We start from the raw sequence: 18,221 nt of genomic DNA, 5'->3' as shown, positions 1-18,221 counted from the left end.
GATTACTCGGGGACTGCTTTCAGCTTGGCGACCTTGACAGGCTCCTCGCCACCGACCGGCGGCAGCTCGCGCACGCCGAGCGCCACGCGCACCTTGTTTTCGATCTCGCGCGCCAGCGCCGGACGCTCCTTGAGGAAGATGCGCGCATTATCCTTCCCCTGGCCAATACGTTCGCCGTTGTAGCTGTACCAGGAACCCGACTTCTCGACGATCTTGTTATCCGCACCCAGATCCAAGATCTCGCCTTCGCGCGACGTGCCTTCGCCATAAAGAATGTCGAAGTGCGCTTCCTTGAACGGTGGCGCGATCTTGTTCTTGACGACCTTGACCTTGGTTTCGTTACCGATGACTTCGTCGCCGGACTTGATCGAACCGGTGCGGCGGATGTCCAGGCGCACGGAAGCGTAGAACTTGAGCGCGTTACCACCGGTGGTGGTTTCCGGGCTGCCGAACATGACGCCGATCTTCATGCGGATCTGGTTGATGAAGATAACCAGGGTGTTGGTGCGGTTGATCGAACCGGTCAGCTTGCGCAGTGCCTGGGACATCAGACGCGCCTGCAGACCCGGCAGCGAATCGCCCATGTCGCCTTCGATCTCCGCGCGTGGAGTCAGGGCCGCCACAGAGTCGATCACGACCAGGTCGACACTGCCCGAACGCACCAGTGCATCGGTGATTTCCAGGGCCTGCTCACCCGTGTCCGGCTGCGAAATGAGCAGTTCGGACAGGTTGATGCCCAGTTTTTGGGCGTAACCGACATCAAGCGCGTGCTCGGCATCGATAAAGGCGCAGGTGCCGCCCAATTTTTGCATTTGTGCGATGGTCTGCAGGGTCAGGGTTGTTTTACCCGACGATTCAGGACCGTAGATCTCGACCACGCGGCCACGCGGCAAGCCGCCCACGCCCAGCGCGATGTCCAGGCCGAGCGAACCGGTCGAGACGACCTGCACATCTTCGACGGGCGCATTGGCGTCCATGCGCATGACGGAGCCCTTGCCGAACTGCTTTTCAATCTGCGCGAGGGCAGCGGCCAGCGCCTTGCCTTTCTCGCCAGCATTTAATACGGTTTTTTTATCATCCATAATTTTCTTTCAGTCCAGAGAGTGGTCCAGATCCAGGGCAGAAGACACGTCACAGACAACACTGTACAAATAAACAGTGGTTTATGCAAGCGGCACGCGCCCCCGATTCAAAAAAATTCCCGGCGTTGCGCCAAATGAAACACAATAGCCCTAATTAGACGTTCCGGTGCCCTCATGCGTATTTTACTTGCCGAAGATGATAGCGTGCTTGCCGATGGATTGACGCGCTCTTTGCGCCAGTCCGGCTACGCCATCGATTGTGTGAAGAACGGACAGGAAGCCGATACGGCCCTGTCCACCCAGGAGTTCGACCTGCTGATCCTCGACCTCGGCCTGCCCCGGCTGTCCGGGCTGGAAGTGCTGCGCCGCCTGCGCGCGCGCGCCTCGCTCCTGCCGGTGCTGATCCTCACCGCGGCCGACTCGATCGAGCAGCGCGTCAATGGCCTGGACCTGGGCGCCGACGATTACATGGCCAAGCCGTTCGCCCTGTCCGAACTGGAAGCGCGCGTGCGCGCCCTGACCCGGCGCGGCGCCGGCGGCGGCGCGGCCGTGGTGCGCCATGGCCCGCTGGCTTACGACCAGGTCGGGCGCAGCGCCTATATCAATGACCAGATGCTGGACCTGTCGGCGCGCGAACTGGGCCTGCTGGAAATTCTGCTGGCGCGCGCCGGACGCCTGGTGTCCAAGGAACAGCTGGTCGACCACCTGTGCGAATGGGGCGAGGAAGTGTCCAACAACGCCATCGAAGTCTATGTGCACCGCCTGCGCAAGAAGATCGAAGTGGGCGGCGTGCGCATCGCCACCGTGCGCGGCCTGGGCTATTGCCTGGAAAAATACGCCGACGCCCCCCGCGCCAGCCTCGAGGCAGGCGTGGAATCGAAGTGAGCCTGCGCGAGGCCGCCCCGGCCGTGCCGGATGCGCCCGACGCCCTCTACGTGCCGCCCGGCGCCGAGCCGGACGAAAACATCCAGCATTCCCTGTTCGGCGAAATCCTCGACTGGATGCTGGCCCCGCTTCTGCTGCTGTGGCCGATGAGCATCGCCATCACCTACCTGGTGGCCAAGTCGATCGCCAACCAGCCCTTCGACCATGCGCTGGAAGACAGCATCACCGTGCTGGCCCAGCAGGTGCGCGAAGTCGACGGCAAGGTGCTCTCGCGCCTGCCCGGCAGCGCGCGCGACATCCTGCGCGCCGACGATGTCGACCAGGTGTATATCCAGATCATCGGCCCGCGCCGCGAACACATCGATGGCGACCGCGACCTGCCGCTGCCGCCCGACGACGAACGCCTGCGCAACGGGCGCGTCCATTTCCGTAACGAGCTGATGCACGGCGCGCCGGTCCGCATCGCTTTTTCCTACGTCAACCTGCGCCCGCTGGCCAGGCGCGGCGACGAGCCTTATGCGGCCCTGGTGCAGGTGGCCGAAACCCTGGATAAGCGCGCCCAGCTCGCCAACGAAATCATCAAGGGCGTGATCCTGCCCCAGTTCATCATCCTGCCGATCGTGCTGGCCCTGGTCTGGCTGGCCTTGACGCGCGGCCTTTCGCCGCTGGCCCAGCTGCAGGAACGCATCCGTGCGCGCCGTCCGGACGACCTCTCGCCGATCGATTCGCGCCAGGTGCCGGAGGAAATCTCGCCCCTGGTCGGCTCGCTCAACGACATGCTCGAACGCCTCTCGCAAACCATCGAAATGCAAAAGCGCTTCATCGCCGACGCCGCCCACCAGATGAAAACCCCGCTGGCCGGCATGCGCATGCAGTCCGAACTGGCGCTGCGCCAGCTCGACCCCGAGGAAATCCGGCGCTCGCTCGAACAGCTGGCCAAAAGTTCCGAATCGGCCACGCGCCTGGTCAACCAGCTGCTGGCCCTGGCGCGTGCCGAAAACCAGCCCAACGCCGGCCTGGCCTACGAGGAGCTCGACCTGTGCGAGAGCGCGCGCGATACCGTGCAGGACTGGGTGCAAGCCTCGTTCGCCCACCGCATCGACCTCGGCTTCGAGCAGCCGGACGATCCGGTCCTGATCGCGGCCAACCCGATGATGCTGCGCGAACTGCTCTCGAACCTGATCGACAACGCCCTGCGCTACACCCCGGCCGGCGGCAGCGTCACCGTGCGCGTGCGGCGCGAGGACGAGCTGGCCATCCTGGAAGTCGAGGATACCGGCCCGGGCATCGCCCCAGACGAACGCGCCCACGTGTTCGAGCGCTTTTACCGCATCCTCGGCAACAGCGCGCCCGGCAGCGGCCTCGGGCTGGCCATCGTGCGCGAGATCGCCCAGCAGCACGGCGCCGCGGTCGATATTCTCAACAATCCGCGCAGCCAGCAGAAAAAAGCGCCCGGCTGCCAGTTCCGCCTGAGCTTCCCGCCGCCGCGCGTCACCGACGAGGAGGCCGGCTGATGGAAACGAGCGCCGTGGCCGACCAGCGCCGCCGCCTCGTGGCCGCGCGCCGGGTGCACTGGGCGCGCACGCGCCGCATCACGGCGACCCTGCTGCTGCTGTGGCTGGCCACGGGCTTTTGCACGGTGTTTTTCGCGCGCGAACTGGCCACCTGGTCGCTGTTCGGCTGGCCGCTCTCGTTCTACCTGGCGGCCCAGGGCGCCTCGCTGGTCTACCTGGCCATCCTCGGCGTCTACGTGCTGGCCATGCGGCGCGCCGACCGCCGCTTTGTCGCTGCCCTCAAGGATGCGGCATGAGCGCGCCCGTCTCGCAGTTCGGGCGCCTGAGCCGCTATTACCTGTGGTACACGGTGTGTTTCATCGCCTTCGTGCTCTCGCTGGCCCTGCTCGAACGCGAAGGCATGCCGCGCGTCTGGCTCGGCTACCTGTACATGTTCGCCACCATCGTGCTGTACGCGGCCATCGGCGTCATCAGCCGCACCTCGAACGTGACGGAATATTATGTGGCCGGGCGCAGGGTGCCGGCCCTGTTCAACGGCATGGCCACCGCCGCCGACTGGATTTCGGCGGCCAGCTTCATCAGCCTGGCCGGCGGGCTGTACCTGCACGGCTTCGACGGCCTGGCCTACATCATGGGCTGGACCGGCGGCTACTGTCTGGTGGCGCTGCTGATCGCGCCCTACCTGCGCAAGTTCGCCCAGTACACCATTCCCGACTTCCTGGCGGCGCGCTACGGCGGCGGCGCGGGCGGGCGCGGCGGGCCGGTGCGGGTGATGGCGGTGGGCGCCACCATCATCGTCTCGTTCACCTACGTGGTGGCGCAGATTTACGCGGTCGGGCTGATCGCCTCGCGCTTTACCGGGGTCGATTTTTCGGTCGGCATTTTCCTCGGGCTGGCCAGCATCCTGGTCTGCTCGTTCCTGGGCGGCATGCGCGCCATCACCTGGACCCAGGTGGCGCAGTACATTATCATCCTCGTGGCGTTCCTGCTGCCCGCCATGTGGCTCTCGCTCAAGCATGCCGACAACCCGGTGCCGCAGGTGGCGTACGGCACCGTGATGCCCAAGCTGGCCGCGCGCGAGGCCGAACTGGAGCGCGACCCGCGCGAGCGCGAAGTGCGCGCCATCTTCGCCCAGCGCGCCGAGTATTACCACGCGCTGGCGACAAGCTTGCCGGCCTCGTGGGAAAACGGGCGCCAGGATGTGCAGCGCCGCCTCGACGCGGTGCGCCTGCGCAATGCCGCGCTGGGCGAGATCCGCGCCGCCGAGCGCGCCCTGATCGCCTGGCCCAAGAACGCGGAAGAGGCCGCGCGCAGCTGGAACGCGGCCCGTGCGGCCAATCTGGCGCGCGCGCGGCCGCCCCAGCCGCACGCCACGCCCTTTCCCGGCGCCGACCGCGCCTCCTCCGACATTCGCCGCAACAACTTTTTGGCGCTGGTGTTTTGCCTGATGCTGGGCACGGCCGCGCTGCCGCACATCCTGATGCGCTCCTACACCACCGCCTCGGTGCACGACACCCGCGTATCGGTGTTCTGGACCCTGTTCTTCATCCTGCTCATTTACCTCTCCATCCCGGCGCTGGCGGTGCTGATCAAGTACGACCTGTACAGCGCGCTGGTGGGCACCAAATTCACCCAGCTGCCCACCTGGATCAGCTACTGGGCCAATGTGGACAAGACGAATCCCCTCATCAGCATTGCCGACATCAATGCCGACGGCATCGTCCAGCTGGCCGAAATCGCCATCGACGGCGACATGCTGGTGCTGGCCACGCCCGAAATCGGCGGCCTGCCCTACGTGATTTCGGGGCTGGTGGCGGCCGGCGGGCTGGCCGCGGCCCTGTCCACCGCCGACGGGCTGCTGCTGGCGATCTCGAACGCGCTCTCGCACGACTTCTATTACAAGGTGATCGATCCGGGCGCCTCGACCCAGAAGCGGGTCACCATTTCCAAGCTGCTGCTGGCGGTGGCTTTTATTGCCGCCTACGCCGCCTCGCAGAAACCGGCCGATATTCTGTCGCTGGTGGGCGCCGCCTTTTCGCTGGCGGCCTCGACCCTGTTCCCGGCGCTGGCGCTGGGGGTGTTCTGGAAGCGCGCCAACCATGCCGGCGCGCTGGCCGGCATGGCGGCCGGCTTTTGCGTGTGCCTGTACTACATGCTGCACACCAACCCCATCCTCGGCGGCAGCGCGGCGGGCCAGTGGTTCCACATCGCGCCCATGTCGGCCGGCGTGTTCGGGGTCCCGGCCGGGGTGCTGGTACTGATCGTGGTCAGCCTGCTCACACCCGCCCCGGACGCCCGCTTGGGCAGCCTGATCGACCACTTGCGCGCGCCCGAATGACGAATTGTCGCGACAACGCAGCGCCGTCGCGAAACGCGCTGGCATCGTCCCCGCCAAGGCGCTAGGATTGACGGCGCGCGCCGCTTCGCCGCCGCCGTTCTTCCCGTTTCCTGCTTCCCAGACGATCGAGTCCACATGTCCAGCTACCTCCTGCCCTTGTTGCGCGCCGCGCTCCTGTGCGCCTGCGTCCTGATCAATCCCGCCTTCAGCGCCGATGCGGCGCCGAAGGCCCCGCCGCCGATCGCCGATTTTTTCGACAACCCGGCCTTCAGCGGCGCCATTCTTTCACCCAACGGCAAGTTCCTTGCCGTGCGCTATTCCAACGACAACAAGCGCGACCGCCTGATCGTGATCGAACTGGCCACCAATGCCGTCAAGGTCGTGGCCCAGTTCACCGACCGCGACGTCAACCGTTTCGAGTGGGTCAACAACGAACGCCTGGTGCTCGACTCGACCGACAAGACCATCGGCGCCGGCGACGTCGTGTACTGGCCCGGCCTGTTCGCGGTCAACCGCGACGGCAGCAATTTCAGGCAGCTGGTGCAGGTCAGCGGCAACTTCGTGCAGGAGCACGGCGTGGCCCGCAACGTCCTGTCGGCCGACCATTTCCTGGTCGAGCAGAAAGGCGCGCAAACCTCGGACGATGTGTACGTCACCAACCCCAAGCGCGACGGCATCGATGAATCCGGCGACGTCAAATACGTCAACCTGATCCGCCTCAACACCGTTACCGGACGAAGCGAAACCGTGCGCCGTCCGGGACTGGCGCGTGCCTGGGTGCTCGACCACAAGGGCGAGCCGCGCATCTGCATCACCCTCGACAAGAATACCTAAACGGTCTGGTACCTGGACCCCGCCAGCAAGGAGTGGCGCCAGATCGCCACGTTCGACGCCTACCTGGGCGGCAAGGATGCATTCTCGCCGCTCGCCTTTGCCCCGGACGGCACGTTTTACGTGCTCAGCGCCAGGGGCAAGGACAAGCAAGCCCTGCATACGTTCGACCTCGCCACCGGCCAGCTCAGCGCCGAGCCGCTGGTGGTGCTGGCCGACTACGACTTCAGCGGCAGCCTGATCACCACGCGCGACAAGCTGCTGGGCGTGCGCTACCTGAGCGACGCGCGCTCGACCGTGTGGTTCGATTCCAAAATGAAAGCGCTGCAGGCGGCCATCGACGCCGCCCTGCCCGCCACCGTCAACCTGGTCGACGTGCCCGCGCGCGCCGAGGCCCCCTGGGTCCTGGTGCGCTCGTATTCCGACCGCCAGCCGGACCGCTACACGCTGTACAACCTCGATACCGGCAAGTTCAACCCGGTCGGCAGCACTCACGAGCGCGTCGACCCGGCCCGGATGGCCGAGCAGGAACTGGTGCGCTACACGGCGCGCGACGGCTTGCCGGTGCCGGCCTGGCTGACACTGCCTCCCGCCGTGTCTGCCGCGGTGCCTACCGCCGTGCCTACCGCCGTGCCGACTGCACAGCGCAAGAACCTGCCGATGGTGGTGCTGGTGCACGGCGGCCCTTATGTACGCGGCAAAGAATGGGGCTGGTCGGCCGACAGTCAGTTCCTGGCATCGCGCGGCTACGCGGTGCTGGAACCCGAGTTTCGCGGCAGCACCGGCTTCGGCAGCAAGCACTACCGGGCCGGCTGGAAGCAGTGGGGCTTGAAGATGCAGGACGACATTGCCGATGCCGCCAAATGGGCGATCGCCCAAGGCATCGCCGACCCCAAGCGCATCTGCATCGCCGGCGCCAGCTACGGCGGCTACGCCACCCTGATGGGCCTGGCGAACGATCCGGCCCTGTTCAAGTGCGGCATCAACTGGGTCGGCGTGACCGATATCAATCTGCTCTACACGGGCCACTGGAGCTTTACGTCGGACGCCTCGGCCGGCTTCCTCAAGTACGGCGCACCCACCCTGATCGGCGATCCGGTGAGGGATGCGGCCCAGCTGCGCGCCACCTCGCCCCTGCAGCAGGCCGCGCGCATCCGCCAGCCGCTGCTGCTGGCCTATGGTGCCGCCGACCGGCGCGTGCCCCTGTACCACGGCAAGAAATTTTATGAAGCACTCAAGGAACACAATCCCAGCGTCGAATGGGTGGTGTACCAGGAAGAAGGCCACGGCTGGTCCTTGCCCAGGAACCGCATCGACTTCTGGAGCCGGGTCGAAAAATTCTTGCAGCGCCATGTCGGCACGCCGTGACACCCGGCCAAGCGATAAGGCTGGCGCCAAGGTTGGCAAAACGATAGTATTGACAGTCTGGACAGGAAGCAACTGTCCAGACTGTTTCCCATCCTACCGAGCCGACTCATGTCCACCCGTTTTCCAGCCTTCCAGCGCGGCGCCGCCCTGCTCGCCTGCGCCCTGATCACGCCTGCCTTCAGCGCCGATGCCGTGCCAGCGGCGCCGCCGATTGCCGATTTCTTCGATAACCCGGCTTTCAGCGCCGCCAATCTCTCACCCAGCGGCAAGTATCTGGCCGTGCGCTTTTCCAACGACAACAAACGCGACCGCCTGATCGTGATCGAGCTCGCCACCAACGCGATCAAGGTCGTGGCCCAGTTCGCCGATCGGGATGTCGACACCTTCCAATGGGTCAATGACGAGCGCCTGGTACTGGACTCGACCGACAAATCCATCGGCCCGGGCGACGCCATCTACGGCCCGGGCTTGTTCGCGGTCAACCGCGACGGCAGCGGTTTCAAGCAGCTGGTGCAGGTCAGCGGCAACTTTGTGCAGGAGCACGGCGTGGCCCGCACCACCTTGCCGGCCGACCACTACCTGGTCGAGCAGTTAGGCGCGCAAGTCTCGGACGATGTCTACGTGATCAATCCGAAACGCGACGGCCTCGATGAAGCCGGCGACATCAAGTACGTCAACCTGGTCCGCGTGAACACGGTGACCGGGCGCGCCGAAACGGTCAAGCGGCCCGGGCAGTGCCAAGGCTGGCTGCTCGACCACAAGGGCGAGCCGCGCGTGTGCATCGCGCTGGAAAAGAACATCGAAACCATCTGGTATCTCGATCCCGCGAGCAAGGAATGGCGCAAGATCGCTTCCTTCGACGCTTACCTGGGCGGCAAGGAAGCCTTCACGCCGCTGGCCTTCGGCCCGGACGGCACCCTGTACGTGCTCAGCGACGCCGGCAAGGACAAGGCGGCACTGCATACCTTCGACCTCAAGACCGGCCAGGTCAACGAAAAACCGCTGGTGGCCCTGGCCGATTACGACTTCAGCGGCCGGCTGATCACCACGCGCGACAAGATGCTCGGCGTGCGCTACCTGAGCGACGCACGCGCGACCGTGTGGTTCGACGAGAAGATGAAAACGCTGCAGGCGACCATCGACGCCGCCCTGCCCGCCACCGCGAACATGGTCAATCCGCCCACGCGTCCCGACAGCCCGTGGGTGCTGGTGCAAGCGTATTCCGACAAACAACCCACGCACTACACCCTGTACAACCTCGATACGGGCAAGTTCACCAGCGTCGGCAGCACCCAGGAACGCATCGTGCCGGCCCAGATGGCGGAACAGGAACTGGTGCGCACCACGGCGCGCGACGGCTTGCCGGTGCCGGCCTGGCTGACCCTACCCAACGGCAAGCGCAAGAACCTGCCTATGGTGGTGCTGGTCCACGGCGGCCCTTACGTGCGCGGCAACGAATGGGGCTGGTCGGCCGACAGCCAGTTCCTGGCCTCGCGCGGCTACGCCGTGCTGCAACCCGAATTTCGCGGCAGCACCGGCTTCGGCACCAAGCACTACCGTGCCGGCTGGAAGCAATGGGGCTTGAAGATGCAGGAAGACATCGCCGACGCCACCAAATGGGCGATCGCCCAAGGCATCGCCGACCCCAAGCGCATCTGTATCGCCGGCGCCAGTTACGGCGGCTACGCCACCCTGATGGGCCTGGCGAACGATCCGGCCCTGTACAAGTGCGGCGTCAACTGGGTCGGCGTGACCGACATCAACCTGCTCTACACGGGCCACTGGAGCTTCACCTCCGACCTGAGCAGTTCCTACCTCAAGTACGGCGCGCCGACCCTGATCGGCGACCCCGAGAAAGATGCGGCCCAGCTGCGCGCCACCTCGCCCCTGCTGCAGGCGGCGCGCATCACCCAGCCGCTGCTGATGGCTTACGGCGCGGCCGACCGCCGCGTGCCGCTGTACCACGGCAAGAAATTTCACGACGCGCTCAAGGTCCACAATCCGAACGTCGAATGGGTGGTGTATCAGGAAGAAGGCCACGGCTGGTCGTTGCCAAAAAACCGCATCGACTTCTGGGGACGGGTCGAAAAATTTCTCGGCCGCCATATCGGCACGCCCTGAAACGCTTCCACTGTCATGAACACGCAACAGTTACAACAACGCTGTCGGGCCTTTCCGCATGCAACTGAAACCTTGCATGCCAGTCCGAGCAATATCCTGGTGTATGCGGTGGGCGGGAAAAAGTTTGCCTACTTCAAGACCAGCGAACCGGAAATGGGGCGTTTCAGCATCCGTGTCGCGCCCGACCAGTTCCTCGGACTGACCGGCATGCCTGGCGTAAAGCCAGCCCGCTACATGGGGCGGTTTCATTGGGTGACGATCGTCGACGTGCGTGCTTTTCCGGCCGATTTCCTGGCCGATTTGCTGGCATGGTCGTACCAGAAAGCCCGCGCTGCGCTTAGCAAGGCAGAGCTCGCTTCATTGGAGAAAGAAGCACATTGAGCTCGAGGCCGGCGCCGGCCGGACGCCTGCCGGACGCCGATTTCTACCACGCCCGCAGCCGCGGTGCAAAGTTATTATTTCTGCAATTTTGATGTAATTTCGATATAAAATATCGCACTGCTGCGCCATCAATGTATCTAACACGAGACCTACATGACCATCCCATTCAAGAATCCCCACGCGCCGCGTCTGCTGGTGCTTGCCGGCGCTGTTGCCCTGGCCATGACCGCCGGCTGCAACAACGAAGACAAAAAAGACGAATCCAAAAAGCCGAACGACCCGGCGCTGAAATACCAGGCCGAAATCAGCCGCACCTCGTTCGGCGTGCCGCACATCAAGGCCAACGATGAAGGCAGCCTCGCCTACGGCGTGGCCACCGCCTACGCGCAAGACAATGTCTGCCTGATGGCCGACGAATTCACCACCGTCAGCGGCGAGCGCTCGAAACACTTCGGCCCGACCGCGACGCGCCAGACCTCGGACCTTCCGAATCTGCAGACCGATTTCTTTTACCGCATCATCAACGATGACGAGGCCGTCAAGGCCGCCTGGAATGCCCATTCGGCGCCGATGAAGGCGATGATCGAAGGCTACGTCGCCGGCTACAACGATTACCTCGACAAGACCGGCATGAACAACCTGCCGGACGCGTGCAAGAACGGCGCCTGGGTGCGCAAGGTGAACGAGGCCGACATGGTCAAGCTGCTGCGCCGCTACGCCGCCGAAGCCAGTTCCGGCCAGTTCATTCCCGCCATCGTGGGCGCGGCGCCGCCGGGCCAGAATCCGCTGATGCCGGCCCTCCCGCCCAAGGCCGGCATGAACCCGATGGACCCCGACTACTGGACCGCGATGCGCGAACGCACCGGCAGTAACGCCGTGGCGCTGGGCAAGGATGCCACCGACAACGGCCAGGGCATGCTGCTCGGCACCCCGCACTTCCCGTGGCGCGGCGCGCTGCGCTTTTACCAGCTGCACCTGACCATCCCCGGCAAGCTCGACGCCATGGGCGCCGCCCTCGGTGGCATGCCGATGGTCAATATCGGCTTCAACCAGAACCTGGCGTGGAGCCACACGGTCAACAATTCGGCCCACTTCACCGTGCACGCAATGCCGCTGGATCCGTCCGACCCGACCAAGTACCTGTTCGACGGCAAGCCGCAGAGCATGGAGCGCAAGACCATCACCATCGACGTCAAGGGTCCCGACGGCGTGGTGCGCCCGCAGTCGCGCACCTTCTACAGCAGCCAGTTCGGCCCGATGGTCGTCATTCCCGGCCAGCTCGACTGGACCGGCGGCATGGCGTACGCCATCAACGACGCCAACATGGGCAATCACCGCATGCTGGAACAGTGGTACGGCATGAACAGCGCGCGCAGCCTGGACGAATTCAAGGCCTCGATCGACCGCACCGTCGGCCTGCCATGGGTGAACACCCTGGCCGTCGACAAGGAAGGCAGCGCCCTGTTCATGGATGTCACGGTGGTGCCGCACGTGACCACCGCCAAGCAGAACGCCTGCGTGCCCGCGCCGTTCAAACCGCTGGCCGCGCGCGGCTTGTTCGTGCTCAGCGGCGCAACCAGCGCCTGCGCCCCCGGCACCGACAGCACGGCGCCCCAGAGCGGCATCTTCGCCGGCGCCAGCCTGCCGCGCCTGACCCGCAACGACTACGTGCAAAACTCCAACGACAGCGCCTGGCTCTCCAATCCGCACGCGCCGCTGGCGGGCTTCCCGGACATCGTCAGCGTCGACAATGTCGAGCAGTTCGGCCGTACGCGCCTGGGCATCTCGCAGCTGGAAAAACGCCTGGCCGGCACCGATGGCCTGGCCGGCCGCCGCATGACGGTCGCGCAACTGCAGGGTCTGGCCCTGAGCAACCGCGTCTACTACGCCGAGCAGATCATGGACGACGTGCTGACCCTGTGCCGCGGCGACAGGAACGCCCAGGCCGCCGATGGCACCAGCGTCGACCTCACCAGCGCCTGCGCACGCCTGAACCAGTGGGACCGCACCGTCAACCTCGACAGCAACATCGGCTACCTGTACTTCACCGGCCTGTGGGAGCGCATCGTGCGCGTGCCGGGCATCTGGGCAGTGCCGTTCAACCCGGCCGATCCGGTCAATACCCCGCGCGGCCTGAACATCGATAACGTGGTCGCCGCCAACACGGTGCGCCAGGCGCTGGCCTCGTCGGCGCTGGACGTGGCGCGCATGGGCGTGTCGCAGGACGCGCGCTGGGGCGACGTGCAGGTGTCAACGCGGGGCACCAGGCAGATCCCGATTCATGGCGGCAAGGGCACCGATGGCGTGTACAACGCGATCGGCAGCGTGCCGGGCGCGGACGGCAAGCTGGAAGTGATCTACGGCACCAGCTACATCCAGACCGTGTCGTTCGACAAGAACGGCCCGCAGGCGCAAGCCATGCTGGCCTACTCGCAATCGACCGATCCGGCCTCGAAGCATTACGCTGACCAGACCGAGCGCTTCTCCAAGAAGGAATGGATCACCCAGCCGTACACGGAAGCGCAGATCAAGGCCGATCCGGCGTTCTCGACCATGACGGTGTCGCGCAAGGCGGTCGCCACGCCGAACGCCAAGCCGTAAGCTGTCCGGCGTAACGAAACCGGCAGTCTGCCGCCATGGCGGTAGACTGCCTGCAAGCTGCTTGTTCCACACATCAAGGAGATGCACATGTCGTCAGGAAAAATTCTGGTCGCACAGGGAGGCGGACCCACCGCCGTGATCAACCAGTCGCTGGTCGGCGTGGTGCTCGAAGCGCGCCGTTTTCGCAACGTCACGCGCGTCTACGGCGCCATGCACGGGGTACGCGGCATCGTCGACGAAGACTTCGTCGACCTGACCCAGGAAACCAGCCACAACCTGGAGCTGGTCGGCCTGACGCCCTCCTCGGCGCTCGGTTCGACCCGCGACAAGCCCGACCTGGCTTACTGCCACAAGATTTTCGAGGTGCTGCGCGCCCACGAGATCGAGCATTTCTTCTACATCGGCGGCAACGATTCCTCCGACACGGTGCGCATCGTCAGCCTCGAAGCGCAAAAAGCCGGCTATCCGCTGCGCTGCATCCACATTCCCAAAACCATCGATAACGATTTGGTCGGCAACGACCACACCCCCGGCTTTCCCTCGGCGGCGCGGTTTGTCGCGCAAGCCTTCGCCGGCGCCAACCTCGACAACGCGGCCCTGCCCGGCGTGTACGTGGGCGTGGTGATGGGGCGCCACGCCGGCTTCCTGACCGCCGCCGCGGCGCTCGGGAAAAAGTTTCCAGACGATGGGCCGCACCTGATTTACCTCCCCGAGCGCACCTTTGTGCTCGAACAATTCCTGGCCGACGTCAAGGCCATGTATGAGCGCCACGGGCGCTGCGTGATCGCCGTCTCCGAAGGCATCCACGACGCCTCGGGCGAAGCGATCGCCAGCCTGCTCTCGAGCGAAGTCGAGCGCGATGCGCACGGTAATGTGCAATTGTCCGGCACCGGCGCGCTGGCCGACCTGCTGTGCGACGAAATCAAATCCAAGCTCGGCATCAAGCGCGTGCGCGGCGACACCTTCGGCTACCTGCAGCGCTCCTTCATCGGCTGCGTCTCGGACGTGGACCAGCGCGAGGCGCGCGAAGTGGGCGAAAAAGCCGTGCAGTTCGCCATGTGGGGCGAGCGCGACGGTTCGGTGGCGATCAAGCGCACCGGCTACTACTCGGTCGACTACGAACTGGTGCCGCTGGAAAGCGTGGCCGGCAAGACGCGCGTGATGGACGACGCCTTCATCAGCGAGTGCGGCACCGACGTCACCGACGCGTTCCGCCTGTACCTGCGCCCGCTGCTCGGTTCGCGCATGCCGGACGCGTTCCGCCTGCGTCCGGCACCGGTAGCCAAGATCCTCAACAAGGGCTGATCTCGCAGCCCGGTTGATTGCACATTGCCCCCCGTTCACAACTAACCGCTTGGAGAACCGCATGAATCCCACCCAACTTCTCGCTACCTGCTGCCTGCTGGCCACAACGGCCTCCGCGCAGGCCGTCGTTGTCATCGACCAGAGCCACGTCCCCGACAATGTCAGTGCCATGAACAGCAGCGCATCGATCTCGTGGGACACCTTCCGGCGTGCCCAGACGTTTACCGTGGGCGTGTCGGGGTTTCTCAATTCGGTGCAGGTGTTCACCACCGGCACGAAAGACACCTTCGATAATATGAACATTCTCGACCGCGTGGAGGGCACGGGCAACATCATCTCGACCTCCCAGCTGGTCGACAAGACCTGGTCCACCGTGACGTTCGATTTTCGGCCGTACAACATCGCCGTCAAAGCCGGCGATGTGCTGGCCTTTGAAATTTTTGGCAAGTCCGAGGGCGACATGCAGGTCGTGGAGTATTACGGCGTCAACAACTCAGCGTGGAACGACAGCTATACCGGCGGCAGCGACTTCTTCATCAATCCCGACTTCGGCTATACCACCTTCACGCCCAATCCGATCGACGCCTATTTCGTGAGCACGGTCGATAACGGCGTGCCGGCCGTGCCCGAACCATCGCACTACGCCATGCTGGCGCTGGGACTGCTGTGCGTAGGCGCGCTGGCAAGCCGGCGGCGCGCCTGACACGCATCCCTGTGCCGATGCAATAGGCTGCATCGGCGCGTAGCGCGCAGCGCCCCGTGCGGTGGCGTTGCGCGGTGCTTTTTGTAAAATCCTTGTTACATATTTGTCAATTGGCGACACTGCGGTCCCGTCTACTCCACCGACATAAGACCGCCATGATCGCACCCTCGTACCCCGCTCAACTGCGCTTGCTGCGCACCAGCGCCGCCGCCATCCTGCTCACGCTGACCGCCGGCTGCGGCAACGACGACAACACAGCGTCCGAACCGGGGCCTGGCTACGCCGCCGAGATCCGCCGCACCGCTTACGGCATTCCGCACATCAAGGCCGATGATGACGGCGGCCTCGGCTACGGCATCGGCTATGCATACGCGCAAGACAATATCTGCCTGATGGCCGAGCGCATCGTCACCGCCAACGGCGAACGCGCCAAGTATTTCGGTGCCGACGCGCGCGGCGCAACCGAAGACACGGCCCCCAACCTGGCCTCGGACTACTTCTATCGCCTGATCAACGACCCGGAAGCGGTGGCCACCGCCTGGCGCGAACAGCCGGCGCCCATGCGCGCGCTGGTCGAAGGCTATGTGGCCGGCTACAACCAGTATCTCGACGAGCGCGGCAAGGGCGGCTTGCCGGAAGCCTGCAAGAACGGCGCCTGGGTGCGCAGCATGACCACCGGCGACATGGTGAAAATCGTGCGCCGCTATGCCGCCGAAGGGGCAGGCAGCCATTTCATCGACATGCTGGTCGCCGCCGCGCCACCGGGCTCGGCCGCGGCACCGGCATCGTCGCGGGCGGCGTTCCCGCGCCGCGGCGGCCCCAGCGCGGTCGATCCGCAATACTGGCAACAGCAGCACGCCCGCACCGGCAGCAACGGCGTGGCGCTGGGTAAAGATGCCACCGAGAACGGACAAGGCATGCTGCTGGCCAATCCGCATAACTGGTGGAAGGGCGACTTGCGCTTCTACCAGTTGCACCTGACCATTCCGGGCAAGCTCGATGTGATGGGCGCCTCGCTCGGCGGCATGCCGATGGTCAGCATCGGCTTCAACAAGGACGTGGCCTGGACCCACACCAACAACACCTCCAGCCACTTCACCTTGCACCAGTTACAGCTCGACCCGCTAGATCCGACCCGCTACCTGGTCGACGGCAAGGTCCAGAGCATGACGCGCAAGCGAATCGACGTCGAGGTGCGCCAGGCCGACGGCAGCCTGGCCACGCGCAGCCATGATTTTTACCAGACCCCGCTGGGCGTGGTGATGCATCTGCCGAACATGCTGGAATGGAACCGCAAGAACGCCTACACCCTGCTCGACGCCAACATGGGCAATCACCGCATGCTGGCACAATGGCGGGCGATGAACAGCGCGCGCAGCCTGGGCGAGCTGCGCGAAGGCATCGACCGCATCGTCGGCTTGCCATGGGTGAACACCGTGGCGGTGGACAAGGATGGCAAGACTCTGCTGATGGACGTGACCGTGGTGCCGAACGTACCGCTGGCCAAGGAAAAAGCCTGCGTGCCGGCCGCGTTCAGGGAGCTGGCGGCCGGCGGCGTGCTGGTGCTCGACGCCTCGACCAGCGCCTGCAATCCCGGCACTGACCCGGCCGCGCCCCAGAGCGGCATTTTCGCCGGGGCCAGCCTGCCGCGCCTGGAACGCGACGATTACGTCCAGAACTCGAACGACAGCGCCTGGCTGAGCAATCCGGCGGCGCCGCTGACCGGCTTCCCCGCGATCGTCAGTGTCGACGCGCAGGAACAAAGCGGGCGCACGCGGATCGGCATTTCCCAGTTGCAGGCGCGCCTGGCGGGCACGGACGGCCTGGCCGGACGGCGCATGTCGGTAAGCCAGCTGCAAGCGCTGTTGTTCAGCAACCGCGCCTACTACGCCAGCCAGACCATGGCCGACATGCTGCGCGCCTGCGACGGGGCCCGCCTGGCGGCGGCCGACGGCACGATGGTCGACCTGACGCTGCCCTGCGCCAGGTTGCGCACCTGGGACCACACGGCCAACCTGGACGCCAATATCGGCTTCGGCTACTTCTCCAGCATGTGGGACCAGCTGTACGGCACGCCCCTGTTCTGGGCCGTGCCCTTCAACCCGGCCGATCCGGTCAACACGCCGCGCGGCCTGCGCCTGGACGACGCGGCCAGCATGACCACCCTGCGCACGGCCCTGGCGACCGCAGTGCTCGAGATGGAAGCGAACGGCTGGGGGCTCGATACCACCTGGGGCCAGGTGCAGCAGAGCGAGCGCGGCGGCAAACGCATTCCGATCCACGGCGGGCGCTACCAGTACGGCATCTACAACGTGATCGTCAGCGAAGCGCTGGCCGGCGGGGGACGCGAGGCGACCGAAGGCAGCAGCTACGTGCAGACCGTGATGTTCGACCGCAACGGCCCGCAGGCGCAAGCCGTGCTCGCGTATGGCCAGTCGGTCGACCCGGCCTCGCCCCACTACGCCGACCAGACCGAGCTGTATTCGCGTAAAACCTGGCCCACCCTGCCCTTTACGGAAACGCAGATCGCGGCCGATCCGGCGTACAAGCGTATTGCCATCAGCCACAAGGGCAAAGCAAAGCAGTAACGCACAAACAACACACACGTTGCTTAACAAAAATTAAATGTTTTTAAAAAGGCATTTTTGATAGGACTATGTTAAGTTATGGTTACTTTCATTGGAGTGAAACGATGATGAAAAACCTGTTCTTGGCGTGTGTGTGTTTCCCTCTGCTGCTAGCCGCCTGCAACGGACCGCTCGACGTCACGCTGGCCGAGAGCGGCGACCCGGTCAAGGGCAAGGCAGTAAAAGAAGCCTTGTCGCCTGAAGAAGCCGAGCTGCTTGTTTCCTACGTCGCACAGCACACGATGGCGCAGGACATCGATTACAAGATGACCGTCAAACAAGCCATCGCGGCGCGGCGCAAGGAACTTGCCAGCAACCAGAAGTAGTCTCCCCAGCGTACCGGGGCCGCCCGTTCGCGGCCCCAATCAGAATCGCCGATAATGCCCGGGCGCGCCTTGTGCGCGCTACCGGCGCGCGCCCCTGACGGGTACGTCCCTGACGGGTATGTCCCTGTTCCCATCCCTC

14 protein-coding genes are annotated in these 18,221 nt (G+C 65.0%); 13 read left to right on the top strand and 1 reads right to left on the bottom strand.

The window, feature by feature from the left end:
- Nucleotides 1-2: 2 nt before the first annotated feature.
- Nucleotides 3-1,082 (bottom strand): recombinase RecA, encoded by a 1,080-nt coding sequence (gene recA, locus CR152_RS11020; RefSeq protein ID WP_099874959.1) that lies wholly within the window; start codon nt 1,080-1,082, stop codon nt 3-5.
- Between the two features lie 174 nt (nt 1,083-1,256).
- Here recA and CR152_RS11015 point away from each other — a divergent pair, with 174 nt between their 5' ends.
- The 13 genes from CR152_RS11015 to CR152_RS10960 all read left to right on the top strand — a co-directional run bounded on the left by CR152_RS11015 (nt 1,257) and on the right by CR152_RS10960 (nt 18,082).
- Nucleotides 1,257-1,967: a response regulator gene (locus tag CR152_RS11015; protein ID WP_099874958.1), complete on the top strand. Its 711-nt coding sequence runs from the start codon at nt 1,257-1,259 to the stop codon at nt 1,965-1,967.
- Nucleotides 1,964-3,481, top strand: coding sequence for a sensor histidine kinase (locus CR152_RS11010; protein ID WP_167399886.1), 1,518 nt, complete (start codon nt 1,964-1,966; stop codon nt 3,479-3,481). The genes CR152_RS11015 and CR152_RS11010 overlap by 4 nt, the downstream gene beginning before the upstream one ends.
- Nucleotides 3,481-3,777 (top strand): DUF4212 domain-containing protein, encoded by a 297-nt coding sequence (locus CR152_RS11005; protein ID WP_099874957.1) that lies wholly within the window; start codon nt 3,481-3,483, stop codon nt 3,775-3,777. Before CR152_RS11010 ends, CR152_RS11005 begins: the two co-directional genes overlap by 1 nt.
- The gene (locus CR152_RS11000; protein WP_099874956.1) at nt 3,774-5,819 is read left to right on the top strand and encodes a sodium:solute symporter family protein; all 2,046 of its coding nucleotides are present in this window, start codon (nt 3,774-3,776) and stop codon (nt 5,817-5,819) included. The genes CR152_RS11005 and CR152_RS11000 overlap by 4 nt, the downstream gene beginning before the upstream one ends.
- A gap of 135 nt (nt 5,820-5,954) precedes the next feature.
- The gene (locus CR152_RS34100) at nt 5,955-6,653 is read left to right on the top strand and encodes a hypothetical protein (RefSeq protein WP_229413347.1); all 699 of its coding nucleotides are present in this window, start codon (nt 5,955-5,957) and stop codon (nt 6,651-6,653) included.
- A gap of 120 nt (nt 6,654-6,773) precedes the next feature.
- A complete protein-coding gene (locus CR152_RS34095) occupies nt 6,774-8,018 on the top strand; it encodes an alpha/beta hydrolase family protein (protein ID WP_229413346.1) in 1,245 nt (414 codons plus the stop codon).
- Nucleotides 8,019-8,126: 108 nt separating this feature from the next.
- Nucleotides 8,127-10,139, top strand: coding sequence for an alpha/beta hydrolase family protein (locus CR152_RS10990; protein ID WP_099874955.1), 2,013 nt, complete (start codon nt 8,127-8,129; stop codon nt 10,137-10,139).
- Nucleotides 10,140-10,154: 15 nt separating this feature from the next.
- Entirely contained in the window at nt 10,155-10,520 is a 366-nt protein-coding gene (locus CR152_RS10985; protein ID WP_099874954.1) for an MmcQ/YjbR family DNA-binding protein, read from the top strand.
- A 153-nt stretch (nt 10,521-10,673) separates the two neighbouring features.
- Entirely contained in the window at nt 10,674-13,121 is a 2,448-nt protein-coding gene (locus CR152_RS10980) for an acylase (RefSeq protein WP_208640108.1), read from the top strand.
- 87 nt (nt 13,122-13,208) lie between these two features.
- Nucleotides 13,209-14,426, top strand: coding sequence for a 6-phosphofructokinase (locus CR152_RS10975; protein ID WP_099874953.1), 1,218 nt, complete (start codon nt 13,209-13,211; stop codon nt 14,424-14,426).
- A gap of 61 nt (nt 14,427-14,487) precedes the next feature.
- Nucleotides 14,488-15,129 carry a PEP-CTERM sorting domain-containing protein gene (locus tag CR152_RS10970; protein ID WP_099882188.1) on the top strand — a complete coding sequence of 214 codons (642 nt, stop codon included), beginning with the start codon at nt 14,488-14,490 and terminating at the stop codon, nt 15,127-15,129.
- 155 nt (nt 15,130-15,284) lie between these two features.
- Nucleotides 15,285-17,717 (top strand): acylase, encoded by a 2,433-nt coding sequence (locus CR152_RS10965; RefSeq protein WP_099874952.1) that lies wholly within the window; start codon nt 15,285-15,287, stop codon nt 17,715-17,717.
- Between the two features lie 104 nt (nt 17,718-17,821).
- A complete protein-coding gene (locus CR152_RS10960) occupies nt 17,822-18,082 on the top strand; it encodes a hypothetical protein (protein WP_157778436.1) in 261 nt (86 codons plus the stop codon).
- Nucleotides 18,083-18,221 lie beyond the last annotated feature (139 nt).

This window comes from Massilia violaceinigra, from assembly GCF_002752675.1.
GTDB lineage: Bacteria > Pseudomonadota > Gammaproteobacteria > Burkholderiales > Burkholderiaceae_D > Telluria_A > Telluria_A violaceinigra.
This window is presented reverse-complemented; position numbering and strand designations above follow the sequence as displayed.

Bases quoted from the DNA above. Each gene is read 5' to 3' on its own strand.
- CR152_RS10985 (WP_099874954.1), top strand. From the start codon at position 10,155: ATGAACACGCAACAGTTACAACAACGCTGTCGGGCCTTTCCGCATGCA.
- recA (WP_099874959.1), bottom strand. From the start codon at position 1,082: ATGGATGATAAAAAAACCGTATTAAATGCTGGCGAGAAAGGCAAGGCG.
- CR152_RS11005 (WP_099874957.1), top strand. From the start codon at position 3,481: ATGGAAACGAGCGCCGTGGCCGACCAGCGCCGCCGCCTCGTGGCCGCG.
- CR152_RS10965 (WP_099874952.1), top strand. From the start codon at position 15,285: ATGATCGCACCCTCGTACCCCGCTCAACTGCGCTTGCTGCGCACCAGC.
- CR152_RS10960 (WP_157778436.1), top strand. From the start codon at position 17,822: ATGATGAAAAACCTGTTCTTGGCGTGTGTGTGTTTCCCTCTGCTGCTA.
- CR152_RS10980 (WP_208640108.1), top strand. From the start codon at position 10,674: ATGACCATCCCATTCAAGAATCCCCACGCGCCGCGTCTGCTGGTGCTT.
- CR152_RS10970 (WP_099882188.1), top strand. From the start codon at position 14,488: ATGAATCCCACCCAACTTCTCGCTACCTGCTGCCTGCTGGCCACAACG.
- CR152_RS11015 (WP_099874958.1), top strand. From the start codon at position 1,257: ATGCGTATTTTACTTGCCGAAGATGATAGCGTGCTTGCCGATGGATTG.
- CR152_RS10990 (WP_099874955.1), top strand. From the start codon at position 8,127: ATGTCCACCCGTTTTCCAGCCTTCCAGCGCGGCGCCGCCCTGCTCGCC.
- CR152_RS11000 (WP_099874956.1), top strand. From the start codon at position 3,774: ATGAGCGCGCCCGTCTCGCAGTTCGGGCGCCTGAGCCGCTATTACCTG.
- CR152_RS10975 (WP_099874953.1), top strand. From the start codon at position 13,209: ATGTCGTCAGGAAAAATTCTGGTCGCACAGGGAGGCGGACCCACCGCC.
- CR152_RS34100 (WP_229413347.1), top strand. From the start codon at position 5,955: ATGTCCAGCTACCTCCTGCCCTTGTTGCGCGCCGCGCTCCTGTGCGCC.